Source organism: Pseudonocardia sp. (assembly GCF_025465255.1).
In the GTDB taxonomy this organism is placed as follows: Bacteria; Actinomycetota; Actinomycetes; order Mycobacteriales; family Pseudonocardiaceae; genus Pseudonocardia.
Genome location: NZ_JAODNI010000125.1, coordinates 1 through 14,668, shown reverse-complemented (window position 1 = coordinate 14,668; position 14,668 = coordinate 1). Strand labels below are relative to the sequence as shown.

Below are 14,668 nucleotides of genomic sequence, written 5' to 3'. Positions count from 1 at the left end.
CGAGCCCTGCAGCGGGTTCTCGTTCATCGACAGGCCCCACTCGCGGATGATGATCAGCTGGATCGCCCTCGCCCGGCGCACCGACGCCTCGGTCGGCGTGGTGATCGCCTCGTCGTTGGCGTTGGTGTGCAACGAGTTCGCGTTGTCGTAGAGAGCGCTGAGGGCCTGCTGGGTGGTGCGGATGTCGTTGAAGTTCATCTCCTGCGCGTGCAGCGACCTACCGCTCGTCTGCACGTGGTACTTCAGCTTCTGCGAGCGCTCGTTCGCGCCGTAGCGCTCCCGCATCGCCACGGCCCAGATCCGCCGCGCGACCCGGCCGATCACCGAGTACTCGGCGTCCATGCCGTTGGAGAAGAAGAACGACAGGTTGGGCGCGAAGTCGTCGATGTCCATGCCGCGCGCGAGGTAGCTCTCGACGAACGTGAAGCCGTTGGAGAGCGTGAACGCGAGTTGGCTGATGGGGTTCGCCCCGGCCTCGGCGATGTGGTAGCCGGAGATCGAGACGGAGTAGAAGTTCCGCACCTTGTGCTCGATGAACCACTCCTGGATGTCCGCCATCATCCGCAGCGAGAACTCCGTGGAGAAGATGCAGGTGTTCTGCCCCTGGTCCTCCTTGAGGATGTCCGCCTGGACGGTGCCGCGAACATTCGCGAAGGCGAACGCGGTCAACTCCTCGCGCTCGGCCTCGTCCGGCTCCCGGCCCTCCTCCTCGACGAACTTCGCCACCTGCTGGTCCACGGCCGTGTTCAGGAAGAACGCGAGGATCGTCGGCGCCGGGCCGTTGATCGTCATGGAGACCGACGTCGTCGGCGAGCAGAGGTCGAAGCCGTCGTAGAGGGCCTTCATGTCCTCGAGCGTCGCGATCGAGACGCCGGACGTGCCGACCTTGCCGTAGATGTCGGGGCGGGTCGCCGGGTCGTGCCCGTAGAGCGTCACCGAGTCGAACGCCGTCGACAGGCGCTTGGCGTCCGAGTCCGAGGACAGGTACTTGAACCGCCGGTTGGTGCGGAACGGGTCGCCTTCGCCGGCGAACATGCGCGCCGGGTCCTCACCCTCGCGCTTGAACGGGAAGACGCCCGCGGTGAAGGGGTACCTCCCGGGCAGGTTCTCCTTGCGCAGGAAGCGCAGCAGCTCCGCGTCCTCGGTGTACTTCGGCAGCGAGACCCGGCGGATCTTGTTGCCGGACAGCGTCTCCTTGGTGAGCTGGGTGCGGAGCTCCTTGTCCCGGATCTTCACGACGAGCTCGTCGCCCGAGTAGTCCTCGACGACCTGGGGCCAGCTGTCCAGCAGCTCCGACGCCTCGCCGGGCAGCGCCTTCTCGGCCTTGGTCAGCGCCTCCTCGACGGAGTCGCCCACGATCTCGCGCGCGGTGCGCAGGTGCTGCCGGGTCCGCGCGGCCGTGGCCTGGGACTCGGTGTCGGCGTGGTAGCTCCGGACGGTGTCGGCGATCTCGGCGAGGTAGCGCACGCGCTCGGGCGGGATGACGGCGGCGTACTCGGTGGACGTCTTGCGGTCCACCTTGGCGAGGCGGCCCTCCTGCAGGGTCAGGCCGTCTTCCGCGAGCAGTGCGCCGAGGTGCTGGAAGAGCGCGGTGACTCCGTCGTCGTTGAAGGTCGCCGCGGAGGTGCCGTAGACCGGCATGTCCTCCCAGCTCTCGCCGAACGCGTCCCGGTTGCGGACGAGCTGGCGCCCCACGTCCCGCCGGGCGTCGTCCGCTCCGCGGCGCTCGAACTTGTTGATCGCGACGACGTCCGCGAAGTCCAGCATGTCGATCTTCTCGAGCTGCGACGCGGCGCCGAACTCGGGCGTCATCACGTACAGCGAGCGGTCGACGAACGGCACGATGCCGGCGTCGCCCTGGCCGATGCCCGGGGTCTCGACGACGACCAGGTCGAACCCGGCGGCCTTGAGCACCGCGATCGTGTCGCCGAGACGCTCGGGGAGGCTGCCGCCGTCGTTGCCGCGGGTCGCGAGCGAGCGGAAGAAGACCTGGTCGCCGTTCAGGGAGTTCATCCGGATCCGGTCCCCGAGCAACGCGCCGCCGCCCCTGCGCCGGGTCGGGTCGACGGCGAGGACGGCGATCCGGAGCTTGTCCTCCTGGTCCAGCCGGAAGCGCCGGACCAGCTCGTCCGTGAGCGAGGACTTGCCGGACCCGCCGGTGCCGGTGATGCCGAGGACGGGGACGTGTCGCTCGTTCGCGGCGACCCGCTCGTGGATCTCCTTCGGCAGTGTGCCGGTCTCGGCCAGGGTGAGCGCGCGGGCCAGCGTGGCCGGCTCGCCGGTGAACAGCCCGTCGTACGACGCCGGCGGCTCGGCCGTCAGGTCGGTGTCGCACTCCCTGATCATCAGGTTGATCATCCCCGGCAGGCCGAGCTTCTGGCCGTCGTCCGGGGAGAAGATGCGGGAGACGCCGCGGGAGTGCAGCAGCTCGATCTCCTCGTGCACGATGACACCGCCGCCACCGCCGTAGACCTTGATGTGGCCGGCGCCGCGCTCGCGCAGCAGCTCGACCAGGTAGGAGAAGTACTCGACGTGCCCGCCCTGGTAGGAGCTGATGGCGACGCCCTGGACGTCCTCCTGGATCGCCGCGGTGACGACCTCGTCGACCGACCGGTTGTGCCCGAGGTGGATGACCTCCGCCCCCTGGCGCTGCAGGATCCGCCGCATGATGTTGATCGCGGCGTCGTGGCCGTCGAAGAGGCTCGCCGCCGTCACGAAGCGGATCGGGTTCCTCGGGACGTAGAGCTCGTTCGACTCGGCCATGAGTGCTCCTCCTACCGGACTGCCGTCGCGCGGCGCAGCGCTCGTCGACGAAGACCAGCGGGCCGCCCGATTTAGTTTGGCATCCTAGTATCGGACGTACAACCGTTCGCCGGGAGAAGACGGTGTGACGTGTCAGGCAGCCCGGCGGTGGTCCTCCTCGGCCGTGTCGTCGTCGGGGGTCTCGGCGGCGGCGCCGATCTCCCGCGTGGCGACGACCGGCCGCACGTCGGCGGCCTCGGGGAGGTGACGGCGCAGGAGCAGCACCAGCGCGCGGGCCGCGAAACCGAGCAGTGCCAGCGCGGCGCCGGCGAGGAAGACGGGGACGATCCCGGCGTCCGGGAACACCGCCATCAGCAGAAAGGAGATCAGCGGCCACCACAGCAGCGCCCGGCCCGGCCCGTTCTTCGTCCAGTCGTGGTGTTCCCGCCCCATGCCCATTCCTTACCCCGCCTGGCCGAGAGGTATGCGTCCGCGCGGCGGACGAGCTAGGTTCACGGCCATGACCGAGCCGGGCACCGCCGCCTACCGCTCCGCGCTGATCGAGCAGAACGCCCTGCTCAGGGACCTCGTCCGGGGCGTCGACCCGGAGATCGACATCCCGACCTGCCCGGGCTGGACGGTGGCGAAACTTTCCGCGCACGTGGGGCGCGGTCACCGCTGGGCCGCCACGATGATCGGCGCCCGGGCCACCGAGGTGCTGGACCCGCGCAAGGTCCCGGACGGCAAGCCGCCCGGCGACCCGCAGGGTCTCGACGAGTGGCTGCGGGCCGGTGCGCAGGCGGTGCTCGACGCCGTGGACCGCGCCGGTGAGGACACTCCGATCTGGACGTTCACCGGCCCGAAGCCCGCGGCGTGGTGGATCCGGCGCCGCCTGCACGAGGAGACCGGGCACCGTGCGGACCTCGCGCTCGCGATGAACCGGGACGTCGACCTCGAACCGTGGCTGGCGGCCGACGGGATCTCGGAGTGGCTGGACCTCCTCACCACGGAGCGCCCCGGCAACCCCGGCCCGCTGCTCGACGAGGGCAGGACCCTGCACCTGCACGCCACGGACGACGGCCTCGACGAGGCGGGGGAGTGGATGATCCGCCCCGCCGGCGGGCTCGTCTCCTGGGAGCCGGGGCACGCGAAGGGCTCGGTCGCCGTCCGCGGCCCCGCGGCCGTGCTCTATCCGATGATGCTCGGCCGCCTCCCGGCCGACGACCGGCGCCTGCAGGTCGTCGGGGAGGCGGACGTCCTCACCGACTGGCTCGCCCGCACCTCCTTCTGACCTGTGCGCGCGCAGCCTCGCTAGAACGAGGCTGCGCACTCACAGCTGGGCCTGAGCTGCGAGAACGGGCTCGGAGTCGTCGGACCGGGCGCGTCAGCCCGGCCGCGAGCGGTGTGAACCCCAGCCCGAGCTGCAGGTAGAGCTCGAGCGTCAGGGCGAACCCGGTCATCCCGCCGAGGAACACCAGACCCACGACCATGCCCCGGAGAACGCCCGTGCCCGGAACAACGCCGGTTCGACGAGCGGGGAGCGAACGGCGTTCGTGAACCGAACGGTGTTCTATCCACGAACGATGTTCGAGTCAAGTAGAATCGGTGCCGTGAGCACGGACATGCCCGAACCTCCCTGGCGGACGCCCCGCAAGGACGTCACCCGCCGGTCACTGAGCCGGGAGACGATCGTCGACGCGGCACTCGGCGTGCTGCGGGCGGACGGCATCGACGGCGTGAGCATGCGGCGGGTCGCGTCCGAGCTCGGGACGGGCCCGGCCTCGCTCTACGCGCACGTCGCGCACAAGGACGAGCTGCTGGAACTGCTCTTCGACGAGGTCGCGGCCGAGATCCCGCTGCCGGAGCCGGACCCCGCGCGCTGGCGCGAGCAGGTCACGCAGCTCTGGATGGACTCCCGCGCGGCGATGCAGCGCTACCGGGACATCGCCCGGGTGGCGCTCGGATCGGTCCCGCTCGGGCCGAGCTCGATGCGCCTCGCGGAGGTGACGATGGTCCTGCTCCGGATGGGCGGCGTGCCGGACCAGGCCGTCGCGTGGGCCGTGGACGTCGTCGGGCTCTACGTCAGCGCGAGCGCGGTCGAGGGCGCGATCGTCGAGGACCGCAAGGCCGGCGAGGGACAGGATCCCGCGCACTACTACCGGCAGGTGGCGACGTACTTCGCGAGCCTGCCGCCGGAGCGGTTCCCCACCTTCGTCGGGTTACTGCCGCTGCTGGCCAAGGGCGATGCCGACGAGCGCTTCCGCTTCGGGCTGGACCTGCTGGTCGGCGGCCTGGCGGCCCTCGCCGAGGAGTCCTGAGCCTGATCTTTGACCTGCGGGCTGTTGCCGTGCGGGGACGGTGAGGTCGTGTCTGGCGGCGTGGCCTGAGTCAGAGGTCCTCGCGCAGGAGGTCCATGAGCAGGCCGTCGTGCCAGGTGCCGTCGCCGCCGCGCTCGTAGCGGCGCATCACGCCGACGTCCCGGAATCCGACGCGCCGGTAGCTCCGGATCGCGCGTTCGTTCGTCGCGGCGGGGTCGATCACGATTCGGTGGTGGCCCCGTACGTCGAAGAGGTAGCGGGCGAGCGCGCGCACGGCGTCCGCGCCGAGGCCCTGGCCGTGCGCGTCCGGGTGCAGGGCGACGTCGAGGCCCGCGTGCCGGTAGTCCGGGTCGTCCTCCTCGTGGAAGATGATCAGGCCGACGGTCTCGCGGGCCAGCTCGACGGCGTAGCAGTGCGGTCCGAGGAGCTCCCGGCGGACGCGCTCGAGGTCGTACCCCGCCCACCATCGCGCCACCTCGGGGTGCTGCAGGATCGCCAGGAACTCGCCGACGTGGCGGGGCTCGGTCGGGCGCAGGACGACGGTCTGGCCGGCGAGCGCGTCCGTGCCCTCGGTCTCGGGGACGTCGTCCGCGCGGAGCAGCGCGGGCCCGGACACGTGTCCCAGCGAACTCATCGTTCTCCCTGGCTGCGCGAACTCGGCGCTCGGCTCTGCAGCTGAGCCGACGATCCGGTTGCAAGCTCGTTCAACGGCTTCTCCTCCGCAGTGAGGTCGAATCGGCCGAGCTCGCACAGGCTCGCGGCCGAGAGGGGCTTCTCGAAGAACACGTCCGCGTCGCGGCCGTCGACGACCAGGGTCGCGATCAGGTTGCCGAACATCGGGCTGTCCAGCTTCCGCCAGCTCAGACCCGGTGCGGGAGCGCCGTTGTGCGAGGCCCAGCGGCGGGTGACCCGCCAGGCCAGGCGCGACCAGCTCAATCGGAACGCCACCCGCACGGGCAGCGGGACGACGTTGTGCACCGGCGAGCACACGAGCTGATGCACGCGCGCGGCCTCCGCCGGCAGGTCCGGCAGGTTCGCACGCGCGGCGTAACTGTGGTGCACGTCACCGGACAATACGCTGACCGTGGCCGGTGGCCTTCGGCCCTCCTCGCCCGCCGCGACCCGCCCCACCAGCCGCGTGAGGCGGTCGAACGACTCCCGGAACGCGGGCCAGTGCTCCAGGTCCGCGGTCTGCCGGAGCTTCTCGCCGAGCTTCCCCCGCCACCCCGGCCGGGCCGCGGCGATCTCGTTCACGGTCTCGAGGTCGCCGAGCGCGGGCGCCATCAACCAGGGCACGGAGGTGCCGAGCAGCAGATGGTCGACCTCCCCGGGCGTGGTCGCCTGCTCCTCGATCCATGCGAACTCGCGGTTCCCGACCATCAGGTGGCGCTCGTCGTCGAGGATCCGGCCGTTGCGCGAGTCGATCATCACGAGCCGGCTGCGCCCCATGTCCCAGCGGAAGGAGAACCGTAGGGCCTTGTCGCCGTCGACCTCGGTGTCCGCGCGGTCCGCCAGCTCCACGAGGAGGGGCCAGACGTCCCCGGCCGCCTTCAGCACCCGCTGGTAGTCCGGGTCCGCCTCCAGCTCCTCGGGCGGGAGGTTGCCGAGGTGCTGATAGACCCAGTAGGACGCCAGCGCCGAGCGGATGCGGTCCCTCCACCAGGGCGTCTGCGCCATCTGACGCCGCCACGCGGCCGAGGTGTTCCAATCGTCCAGGACGTCGTGGTCGTCGAAGATCATCGCGGTGGGGACGGTCGAGAGGATCCACCGGATCTCGGGGTCCGACCAGGAGTCCCGGTAGAGGCCGACATACTCGTCGAAGCCCACGATCTCGTCGTCCGGCCAGTCCGGGTGCCGGTCCCGGCGGCCCGCGATCCGGCGACGCGTCTGGGGCGTCAGCTCGTCCGCGTAGACCTGGTCCCCGAGCAGGAGCAGTGCCGTCGGCCGCTCCTCGACGGGCCGGCTCGCGAGGCGCGCGGAGTAGGCGTCGAGTGCGTCGATGCCGTAGAGGGCGGCCAGCTTGCGGTCCGACACCTTCACGTACCGGCACGATCCGAAGAGGATCCGCGCGTGCCCGGCCGTCAGTGGGCCGCGGGTGGGGATGACGCTGTCCGGGAACGGGGAGCTCGGCCGGGGCCAGACCTTCGCGCCGTCGACGTGCACCTCGTAGGGGATGCGCGAGTCCGGTTCGAGACCGGTGACGGGGACGAGGGCGTAGTGGTGGCCGCAGACCTCGAAGGTGTCCGCGGCGCAGCCCAGCACCTCGACGCGGGCCTTCTGCTCCGTCTGCACCCAGACGGTGGCGGTGGTCTCCCCGACATGCCGGAGCACCGGTCCGAGCACAAGAGTCACCCGGCCACCCTATGGGGCGAACGGATCAGGCGTGGTCGAGCGCGAGCAACGCGGCACCGATCTTGCCCGCGTCGCTGCCGAACGTCCCCGGGACCACCGGGACGAGCGGGCGCGCCTCGAGCGCGTAGGCGAACTCGCGCGCGGCCAGCCGGGTCGGCCCCAGGAGCAGGTCGCCGGTGTGCACCAGCCCACCGCCGATCACGACCGCCTCGAGCTCGAAGATCGTCGTCATGGACGCGATGCCGACGCCCAGCCAGCGGCCCAGCCGTCCGAACAGCTCCTGGGCGGCCAGGTCGCCCTGCAGCGCGGCCTTGGTGACCGTCTGTCCCGTGACCTCGACGCCGGCCTCGCGGGCGAGCGTCGCGATGAGGCCGTCCGGGTCGTCCGCCGCGGACTCGCGGCCCATGTGGGTCAGCGCCGTCCCCGACGCGTACGCCTCGAGGCAGCCGTAGTTGCCGCAGCCGCAGCGCGGCCCGTCCGGGTTGACGATGATGTGCCCCAGCTCGGCGCCGAGGCCGTGCGGACCGCGGTAGATCTTCCCGCCGAGGACGATCCCGCTGCCGACGCCGGTGCCGACCGTCACCAGGATCATGTCCGACCACCGGGTGTCGCCCAACCGGGCCTCGGCCAGGCCCGCGACGTTCGCGTCGTTGTCCACGACGGCGGGCAGCCCGGTCGCGGACTCCAGCTCGGCGCGGATCTCCCAGTCCCGGTAGGCGTTGTTCGGCGCCCAGCGGATCCGCCCGGTGGGCCATTCGACGGTGCCGGCCGCGCCCACCCCGATGGCGACGACGTCCGGGTGCTGGGCCCGGAGCTTCTCGACCATCTCGAGGAGCAGGGCGGTCATCGTCGCGGCGTCGGACACGTCGGGCGTCGGCTCGGTGAGCTCGGCCAGCATCGAGCCGTCCTCGGCCACCACCGCTCCCGCGATCTTGGTGCCGCCGATGTCCAGACCTATCGCCCGTCGCGCGTTGCTCACGCGGGCATGATTCCGGTACCACCCGGCGCATGCCAACCCGCAACGGGTTTGACAGGTGCGGCATCCGGGGAATGTCGCCCCATGCCTTTGTTGCGTCGTGTGGCCCGTCCCATGTTGGCGGCCATCTTCATCCAGGGCGGCATCAACTCCCTGCGCTACTCCCAGGCGCATGCGGAGGCCGCCAAGCCCGTACTCGACTACGCAGCGCCGGCCCTCGACAAGGTGGTGGAGGTCGCGCCGATCGAGAAGCTGCCGGACAACGAGACACTGGTCAAGATCGACGGGGTCGTGAAGATCGCGGCGGGCTCCCTCCTCGCGCTGGGCAAGGCTCCCCGCCTGGCGTCCGTCGCGCTCGCCTCCTCGATCGTCCCGACCACGCTCGCCGCCCACCGGTTCTGGGAGGAGTCGGACCCGGAGGCCAAGCAGGCCCAGCAGATCCACTTCTTCAAGAACGTCGGCCTGCTCGGCGGCCTCATGATCGCTGCGGCGGACACCGGCGGGAAACCGTCGGTGGCCTGGCGGAGCAAGCGGGCCGCGAAGCTGGCGTCCAAGGCCGTCGAGCGGCAGACCAACGCGATCTCCTCCACCGGCCACGAGCTGGCCGAGACCGTGTCCGGGGTCGCCGCGGGCCTGGTCGGTCTCGGTAGCAGCGCCGCCGCGGCCGGCTCGTCGAAGGGATCCGGCCTGGCGGGTCTCGCGTCGTCCAAGGGCTCGGAGATCGCGACCAAGGCGTCCGCCGCCGGTGCCGACCTCGCCGGTCGCGCCTCGGTCCTCGGCGGGGCGGTCACCGACCGGGCGCCGATGGTGGCCGCGCGTGCCGCCGAGCTGGGCGGTGCGGTCGCCGGGACGGTCGCGGAGAAGGCGCCGGTCGTGAAGGCACGAGCCGCCGGGCTGGGCGCAGTCGCCTCGGACCGCGCCTCGACCTGGGGCGTCGAGCTGACCAAGCGTGCCGCGAAGGCCCAGAAGAAGGCCGAGAAGCGCGGCGCGAAGCTCCAGAAGGTCGTCGACAAGCGCGGCGCCGAGTGGGAGAAGCTCGCGGACAAGCAGGGCGCCCGCTGGACGAAGGCCGCCGAGAAGAAGCGCGCGGAGTGGGAGAAGCAGGCCAACAGGGCCGCGAAGATCGCCCGCAAGAAGGCTCCCGCCTACGCCGACCAGCTCTCCGCACTGGCGGCGCAGGCCGGAGCGCAGGCCGCGAAGTTCGGCGGTGACGTCGCCGCACGCGCCTCCGACGCCGGTCTCGCCAGCGCCAAGGCGGCCCGCGGGCTGGCGCAGGACGCGAAGAAGCGCGTCGGCGCCGTCGGCTGAGCGTTCAGGTGAGCATCGGCCCCGCCACCCCGTGTCCGGTGGCGGGGCCGAGTCATGTCGTGCGTTCACCCGCCGTGGTGCGTACCGTGCCTGTCGTGACGACGGACGGTGACCAGAACGACGCCGGAGGGCTCGACGAGTCCCACGACGTCTACTGGTACGTCGGCGGCCCGCTCGACGGACGCACCGAGACGCGTCCCGCCGAGGCGGAGGTGCCGGCGACGATCCGGCACGTCCACCTGCACGACGGCCCGAAGATCGTCCACCACTACGACCTGCACGAGGTCGCCGGGCACGGCGGCGAGTACAGGCTCCGCGACGACGACTGAGTTTCAGCGAACGGCCACGGGATCGATCACCGGCTGGCCAGAAGGTGCTCGACGATCTCTCGGAGTCGCGCGCGGCGATCGAGCTGACTCTGCGGCCGGGGCCGGGGCCGGGGCCGGGTGGGGCGGTTCCGGGGTTCCGGGTCGATCCGGAGAAGGCACAGGCGTGCATCGAGGAGTTGACGGCCACGATCGGTGCGCTACGCAAGTCGTTTTCGGCGGGTCTGCAATTTCAATTCGCTCCGCCATCTCTCGACCGGATCAGCGCCAACCTGGCCGAGTGCTCCGAGGTGATGGCTGGTCGTGCTGAGCAATGGATGACCGCCTGGTTGATTCAGTCGAATCTGTCCGGGATGCGCTCCGCGAACAGCTTGTTGCCTACCGAATCCGCGACCCCGATCCCCGCGCCCGCTCCCGCGCTATGGCCGCCTCTCCAACCTTCCCCCGCTCCGCTGAGCACCGAGGAGACCCGATGCCCGGCGAGTGTCCGAAGACCCACCTGTCCTTCGACGCCCTTCCGCTGGAAGATCTCCGCGATCCCGTTCTGAACGGGCCGGGCGTCGGCGTCATCGAGGACTCGGTGGCGGCCTACCGGGCGTTGGGCGAGCAGATCGAGAGGACGGCAGAGCGGGTGCGGTCGGCGTAGTCGGCCGCGCAGGCCGCGAGCGAGGGTGAGGCGGCCGATGCGAGCCGGCGCTTCATCGAGAGCGTCGCGGCACAGGGTGACCACGGTGCCGCGCAGGCGGCCATGGCCGCGCGGGCACTGGGGGACCAGGCCGAATACCACGCCCGGGTGCGGACGTCGAGAGGCGCTGAAGAGGTTCCGGCGCGACCCGGCGGTTCCGGCGACCTCGTTCGCGTCGGACAGGAACCAGCCGTCCGCCGTGGAGGCGGCGAACCTCTACCAGAGCAACACGAGCTGGAACCTCGACCAGGCGTTCCGGCCCTTCGATCCTCCGCCGGCCGCGACCCCGAACATGGTGGACGCCACGTCAGCTTCCGGCCCGGCCCTGGGCGACCCCGGCTCGGTCGGGATGCACAGTGCTGATGTGCTCGGCGCCGGATCGGGACAGAGCGCGATGCCGGCCGGAGGCGGTGACGGTGTGGCCCCAGTGGCATCACTGGACCCCCCGGCCCAGGGGGAACGAGTGTCGGCCCGACCGGACCGGCGGCGCCGTTCGGACCGGGCGTCGTCGCGACAGGAAACGCCGAACGCACGGGGAGGCGGCACGGCCGGCGTCACCGCACAGGCCGGGCGGGGACGCGGAACAGGAAGCCTGCCCAACGTCGATCTTCCGCCGCACGGCGTGTCCGCCGGGACGACCGGGGGTGGGGGCTCCCGCAGCCGGCCTGGGCTCGCCGGCAGCGGCGCGACTTCCCGGCGGATCGCGCCCCACGCCGGGTCCGGGCGGCGCGGTCGGCGTCACCCGGTCACCGGGTGGCAGTGGCTGGACCCCGGTAACCCCATGGAGCACCCGCCTCTCCCCGGAAGGCGAGGCGGCCAACGAACTGAGCCGTCGGTCTGCGGCGGTCTCACCACCTGTCGAGCCGACGCCCGCCGGTCCTCGGGGTGTGGCGGAAGGGCGTGCGGGACAGCCCGGTGTGCCGTTCTTTCCCGGCGGTGGCGGTGCCCGTTCGGGCGGCGCGGAACACCCGCGGCCCGCGTGGCTGGTCGAGGAGGAGAAGGTCTGGTTCGACGGTCTGCCGCCGCTCGCCCCGCCCGTCATCCGTCCCAGGCGTTCCTGAACAGCGGGACAGGTCGATCTCCCGGCTCGCCTCCCGCACCGACGCCCAGATGGCCGCGGGGGCGCTAGCGTTCGAGAACATCCGTACACCAAGGAGCCGATGATGCCTCGTCCTTATGCCAGTGGAGTCGTTCCCGCGTCCGCCGACGAAGTGTGGGAGGTGGTCCGCGAGTTCGACGGGCTGCCGGCATGGCTGGCGGCCATCGAGAGCAGCGAGCTGACCGCGGGCTCCGAGGGCACCGTCGGCGCGGTGCGGCGGCTGACCCTCGGTGACGGTGGCGTCGTCACCGAGAAGCTGATCACCCTCGACGACGCGGACCGCAGCTACACCTACACATTCATCGACGAGAACCCGTTCGGCTGCCGCCGCTACGTCTCGACCGTCCGCGTCGCCCCCGTGACGGACACCGGCCAGGCGTTCGTCGAGTGGTGGTCGGAGTTCGACGCTGAAGGAGCGGACGAGGAGATGCTCACCGACCTGTTCGCCAACGGCGTCTACGGCGCGGGCATCGCGGCGCTGCAGGAGCGCTTCGGAAAGTAGCTCAACGTCGGTCCGATCGTTCTCGACTCCGCGCCTCGACGGCTACCCGCGGTGCTCCAACGCTGACGCGTTCAGCGCCGAGGAGTGGACCGGAATCATGGCCATCGAGTGGCTGCGGCGCGCCCCGCGACGCGCTTCGGGGCGCGTCGCGGCGCCCCACCTGGCTGATCCGGCCGTCGAGCGGGGTCGCTAACCTGGGCGACGGGGCAGTAGCTCAGTTGGTCAGAGCAGCGGACTCATAATCCGTCAGGTCGTGGGTTCGAGCCCCACCTGCCCCACAGTGAAACGTGTTGTCGCAGCTCAGCGGTATGGTAGCTCGTGAGCCGTGGTCGATCACAAGATCGATGTTCACGGAAACATCACGGAAACCGGGAGCCGGGCGATGGCGCGACCACCGCTGGACATGGGTACACATGGCGCCATCTCGGTGAAGATCCACCCGCGGCGGGCCGGCGTCTACCTCGCCCACACCCGCTTCCGAGACTTCGATGGCGTGACCCGTCAGATCAAGCGGGTGGGCCCGACGAAGACGGCTGCCATGACTGCTCTGCAGGACGATCTGCAGAACCGGATGGGATCGCCGGCGCAGCCGCTCCGACCGACCGACACCGTCGAGCGGGCCGCGCTGATGTGGTTGGCCAAGCTGGACGCTCAGGTCGCCGAAGGCACCCGCGCCGCAACGACGGCGGACACGTACCGGCAGCGCCTTCATTCGGTCGTCTTGCCGGCGATGGGGCAGTGGCGGCTGCGGGAGGTCACCGTCGGGCGTCTCGATGCCTTCTTCGCGAGCCTTGCTCCAGCACACGGGGCTCAGTCCCGAAAGACGGCCCGTACGGTCGTGTCGCAGATTCTGCGGCTGGCTGTGAAGCACGAGGCGCTCCGCGACAACCCAGTCCGCCACCTCGACCCGATCGAAGGCGGCTCAAAGCCGGCCCGCGCGCTGACGGCCCAGGAGCGACGGAACTTCCTGGCGTGGATGGCGGGGGAGTCTCAGGACAGGGAGGAGGCACGCGCACAGGCGAGCGCTCGCCGCCGCGATCTCCCGGACATTGTGACCTTCATGCTCGGAACCGGCGTTCGCATCGGCGAGGCATTGGCGATACGCCCCTGCGATCTTGACCTCGAGGGCGTTCCGGTTGCCGAGGGCGACAAGCTTCGCGCCGTCCCGATCGTCGCGATCACCGGCAACATCGTCCGCCACCGTGGGAAGGGCCTCCACCGCCACAGCGGCAAGACAGCGTCCTCGTTGCGGATCGTCCCGCTTCCGCAGTTCGTGGTGGAGATGCTCAAGCGCCGGACCTTCTTCGGCGCGGAGACGCCGGTCTTCCCGGCAGCAGGCCGGGACGGCGGCCTGAATTGGAAGGACCCGAACAACATGTCGACCTACATCCGCGACGCCCGCCAGGCGGCGGGCATGGAATGGCCGGTCACCAGCCATACCTTCCGCAAGACCGCAGCCACGATCTGGCACGACTCCGGCGTCCTCACCGACCGCCAGAAGGCCGACCTCACCGGCCACGCGAAGATCAGCACTCTCACCGATATCTACGTTGCCCGAGGGGAGCTCCACCCTGCAGGCGCAGCAGTCATGGATGCCGCGTGGCTCGACCGTTGACCCCTCGTCCCGCTGGAGGGGGAGTCGGGTGATCCACGGCAGGCCCCGATGAGCAGCCTTCCTACGCTGACCAGTGACGGTGAACAGACCGCGACGGACCCGTCCGGGGCGTAGCCCCAGGGGAGCCCGCGGCCGGCGATCTGGCTGCCGACGCCCGTGCGGCTCAGCGAGTAGAGGTCCAGGTCGGTGACCCGGCGGATGCCGCCGGTGTGGCTGGACTTGTGCACCTTGAAGGCCTGCCGCACCGCCGCCGGAGTCCTCGTCGACCCCGCCGGGGTGCTCACCGTCGCCGACGTGGCCGAGGCCGATGCGCTCACCGCCGAGCAGCTGTACGCCCAGGCTGGGAGCGACGAGACCGAGTGGGACACCGAGTCGAACGGGACGCTCGTGGCGGAGTGGCGGAGTGGCGGAGTGGCGGCGCGGTGGCGGGGCCTGGCGGCCGTGAGGGCCTAGTACTCCAGCCGCACTTCGTTAGGTGATCTTCCGATAGGCTCTGATCTTGTGGAGACGGTGGAGGATCTCGAGGCGTGGGCGGGTGGCCTGGACGGGTTGTTCGGGCTGGTGGCCGGCCGGTTCTTTCGTGCGGAGCCGAGGCGTCGGGCGCGGGCGTACGTGCGTGGACTGCTGGCGCCGTTGGCCGGGAAGAACGGGTGGACGCTGGCTGAGGTGGCCGGGGATGCGACGCCGGACGGGATGCAGCGCCTGCTCAACGCCGCCACCTGGGATGTCGATGGGGTTCGTGACG

The 14,668-nt window shown here is 71.0% G+C and carries 13 protein-coding genes, 1 tRNA gene and 1 pseudogene; 10 read left to right on the top strand and 5 right to left on the bottom strand.

Annotated elements, in window-relative coordinates; genetic code table 11:
• Together icmF and JWP64_RS15630 are read right to left on the bottom strand one after the other, a co-directional pair.
• The coding region (gene icmF, locus JWP64_RS15635; protein ID WP_297497136.1) for a fused isobutyryl-CoA mutase/GTPase IcmF at positions 1-2,763 on the bottom strand (2,763 nt) is incomplete at its 3' end.
• A 132-nt stretch (positions 2,764-2,895) separates the two neighbouring features.
• Positions 2,896-3,195 (bottom strand): hypothetical protein, encoded by a 300-nt coding sequence (locus tag JWP64_RS15630; RefSeq protein ID WP_297497133.1) that lies wholly within the window; start codon positions 3,193-3,195, stop codon positions 2,896-2,898.
• A gap of 67 nt (positions 3,196-3,262) precedes the next feature.
• Here JWP64_RS15630 and JWP64_RS15625 point away from each other — a divergent pair, with 67 nt between their 5' ends.
• A complete protein-coding gene (locus JWP64_RS15625; protein WP_297497130.1) occupies positions 3,263-4,033 on the top strand; it encodes a maleylpyruvate isomerase family mycothiol-dependent enzyme in 771 nt (256 codons plus the stop codon).
• Between the two features lie 319 nt (positions 4,034-4,352).
• Positions 4,353-5,060, top strand: coding sequence for a TetR/AcrR family transcriptional regulator (locus tag JWP64_RS15620; RefSeq protein ID WP_297497128.1), 708 nt, complete (start codon positions 4,353-4,355; stop codon positions 5,058-5,060).
• Positions 5,061-5,130: 70 nt separating this feature from the next.
• Here JWP64_RS15620 and JWP64_RS15615 read toward each other — a convergent pair whose 3' ends face one another.
• Genes JWP64_RS15615 through JWP64_RS15605 form a run of 3 tightly spaced genes read right to left on the bottom strand, consistent with a single transcriptional unit; the run spans position 5,131 to position 8,391 of the window.
• Positions 5,131-5,694 (bottom strand): GNAT family protein, encoded by a 564-nt coding sequence (locus JWP64_RS15615; protein WP_297497126.1) that lies wholly within the window; start codon positions 5,692-5,694, stop codon positions 5,131-5,133.
• Complete coding sequence (locus JWP64_RS15610) at positions 5,691-7,412, bottom strand: alkaline phosphatase D family protein (protein WP_297497124.1); 1,722 nt, start codon at positions 7,410-7,412, stop codon at positions 5,691-5,693. The genes JWP64_RS15615 and JWP64_RS15610 overlap by 4 nt, the downstream gene beginning before the upstream one ends.
• Positions 7,413-7,437: 25 nt before the next feature.
• Positions 7,438-8,391 (bottom strand): ROK family protein, encoded by a 954-nt coding sequence (locus JWP64_RS15605; RefSeq protein WP_297497122.1) that lies wholly within the window; start codon positions 8,389-8,391, stop codon positions 7,438-7,440.
• A gap of 111 nt (positions 8,392-8,502) precedes the next feature.
• On the opposite strand from JWP64_RS15605, the gene JWP64_RS15600 reads away from it, so the two are divergent.
• From JWP64_RS15600 to JWP64_RS15565, 8 genes and pseudogenes are all read left to right on the top strand, one after another.
• A complete protein-coding gene (locus JWP64_RS15600; RefSeq protein ID WP_297497120.1) occupies positions 8,503-9,696 on the top strand; it encodes a DoxX family protein in 1,194 nt (397 codons plus the stop codon).
• Positions 9,697-9,791: 95 nt separating this feature from the next.
• Entirely contained in the window at positions 9,792-10,025 is a 234-nt protein-coding gene (locus tag JWP64_RS15595) for a hypothetical protein (RefSeq protein ID WP_297497118.1), read from the top strand.
• A gap of 469 nt (positions 10,026-10,494) precedes the next feature.
• Positions 10,495-10,668 (top strand): hypothetical protein, encoded by a 174-nt coding sequence (locus JWP64_RS15590; RefSeq protein ID WP_297497116.1) that lies wholly within the window; start codon positions 10,495-10,497, stop codon positions 10,666-10,668.
• A gap of 1,202 nt (positions 10,669-11,870) precedes the next feature.
• Positions 11,871-12,308 carry an SRPBCC family protein gene (locus JWP64_RS15585; RefSeq protein ID WP_297497113.1) on the top strand — a complete coding sequence of 146 codons (438 nt, stop codon included), beginning with the start codon at positions 11,871-11,873 and terminating at the stop codon, positions 12,306-12,308.
• A gap of 203 nt (positions 12,309-12,511) precedes the next feature.
• Positions 12,512-12,586 (top strand) — tRNA-Ile (locus JWP64_RS15580).
• A 47-nt stretch (positions 12,587-12,633) separates the two neighbouring features.
• Positions 12,634-13,923 (top strand): site-specific integrase, encoded by a 1,290-nt coding sequence (locus JWP64_RS15575; protein ID WP_297497111.1) that lies wholly within the window; start codon positions 12,634-12,636, stop codon positions 13,921-13,923.
• A gap of 186 nt (positions 13,924-14,109) precedes the next feature.
• A complete protein-coding gene (locus JWP64_RS15570; protein WP_297497109.1) occupies positions 14,110-14,376 on the top strand; it encodes a hypothetical protein in 267 nt (88 codons plus the stop codon).
• A gap of 57 nt (positions 14,377-14,433) precedes the next feature.
• Positions 14,434-14,668: pseudogene (locus JWP64_RS15565) on the top strand (IS701 family transposase); the annotation flags it as partial.

Bases quoted from the DNA above. Each gene is read 5' to 3' on its own strand.
- JWP64_RS15630 (WP_297497133.1), bottom strand. From the start codon at position 3,195: ATGGGGCGGGAACACCACGACTGGACGAAGAACGGGCCGGGCCGGGCG.
- JWP64_RS15625 (WP_297497130.1), top strand. From the start codon at position 3,263: ATGACCGAGCCGGGCACCGCCGCCTACCGCTCCGCGCTGATCGAGCAG.
- JWP64_RS15600 (WP_297497120.1), top strand. From the start codon at position 8,503: ATGTTGGCGGCCATCTTCATCCAGGGCGGCATCAACTCCCTGCGCTAC.
- JWP64_RS15585 (WP_297497113.1), top strand. From the start codon at position 11,871: ATGCCTCGTCCTTATGCCAGTGGAGTCGTTCCCGCGTCCGCCGACGAA.
- JWP64_RS15590 (WP_297497116.1), top strand. From the start codon at position 10,495: ATGCCCGGCGAGTGTCCGAAGACCCACCTGTCCTTCGACGCCCTTCCG.
- JWP64_RS15615 (WP_297497126.1), bottom strand. From the start codon at position 5,694: ATGAGTTCGCTGGGACACGTGTCCGGGCCCGCGCTGCTCCGCGCGGAC.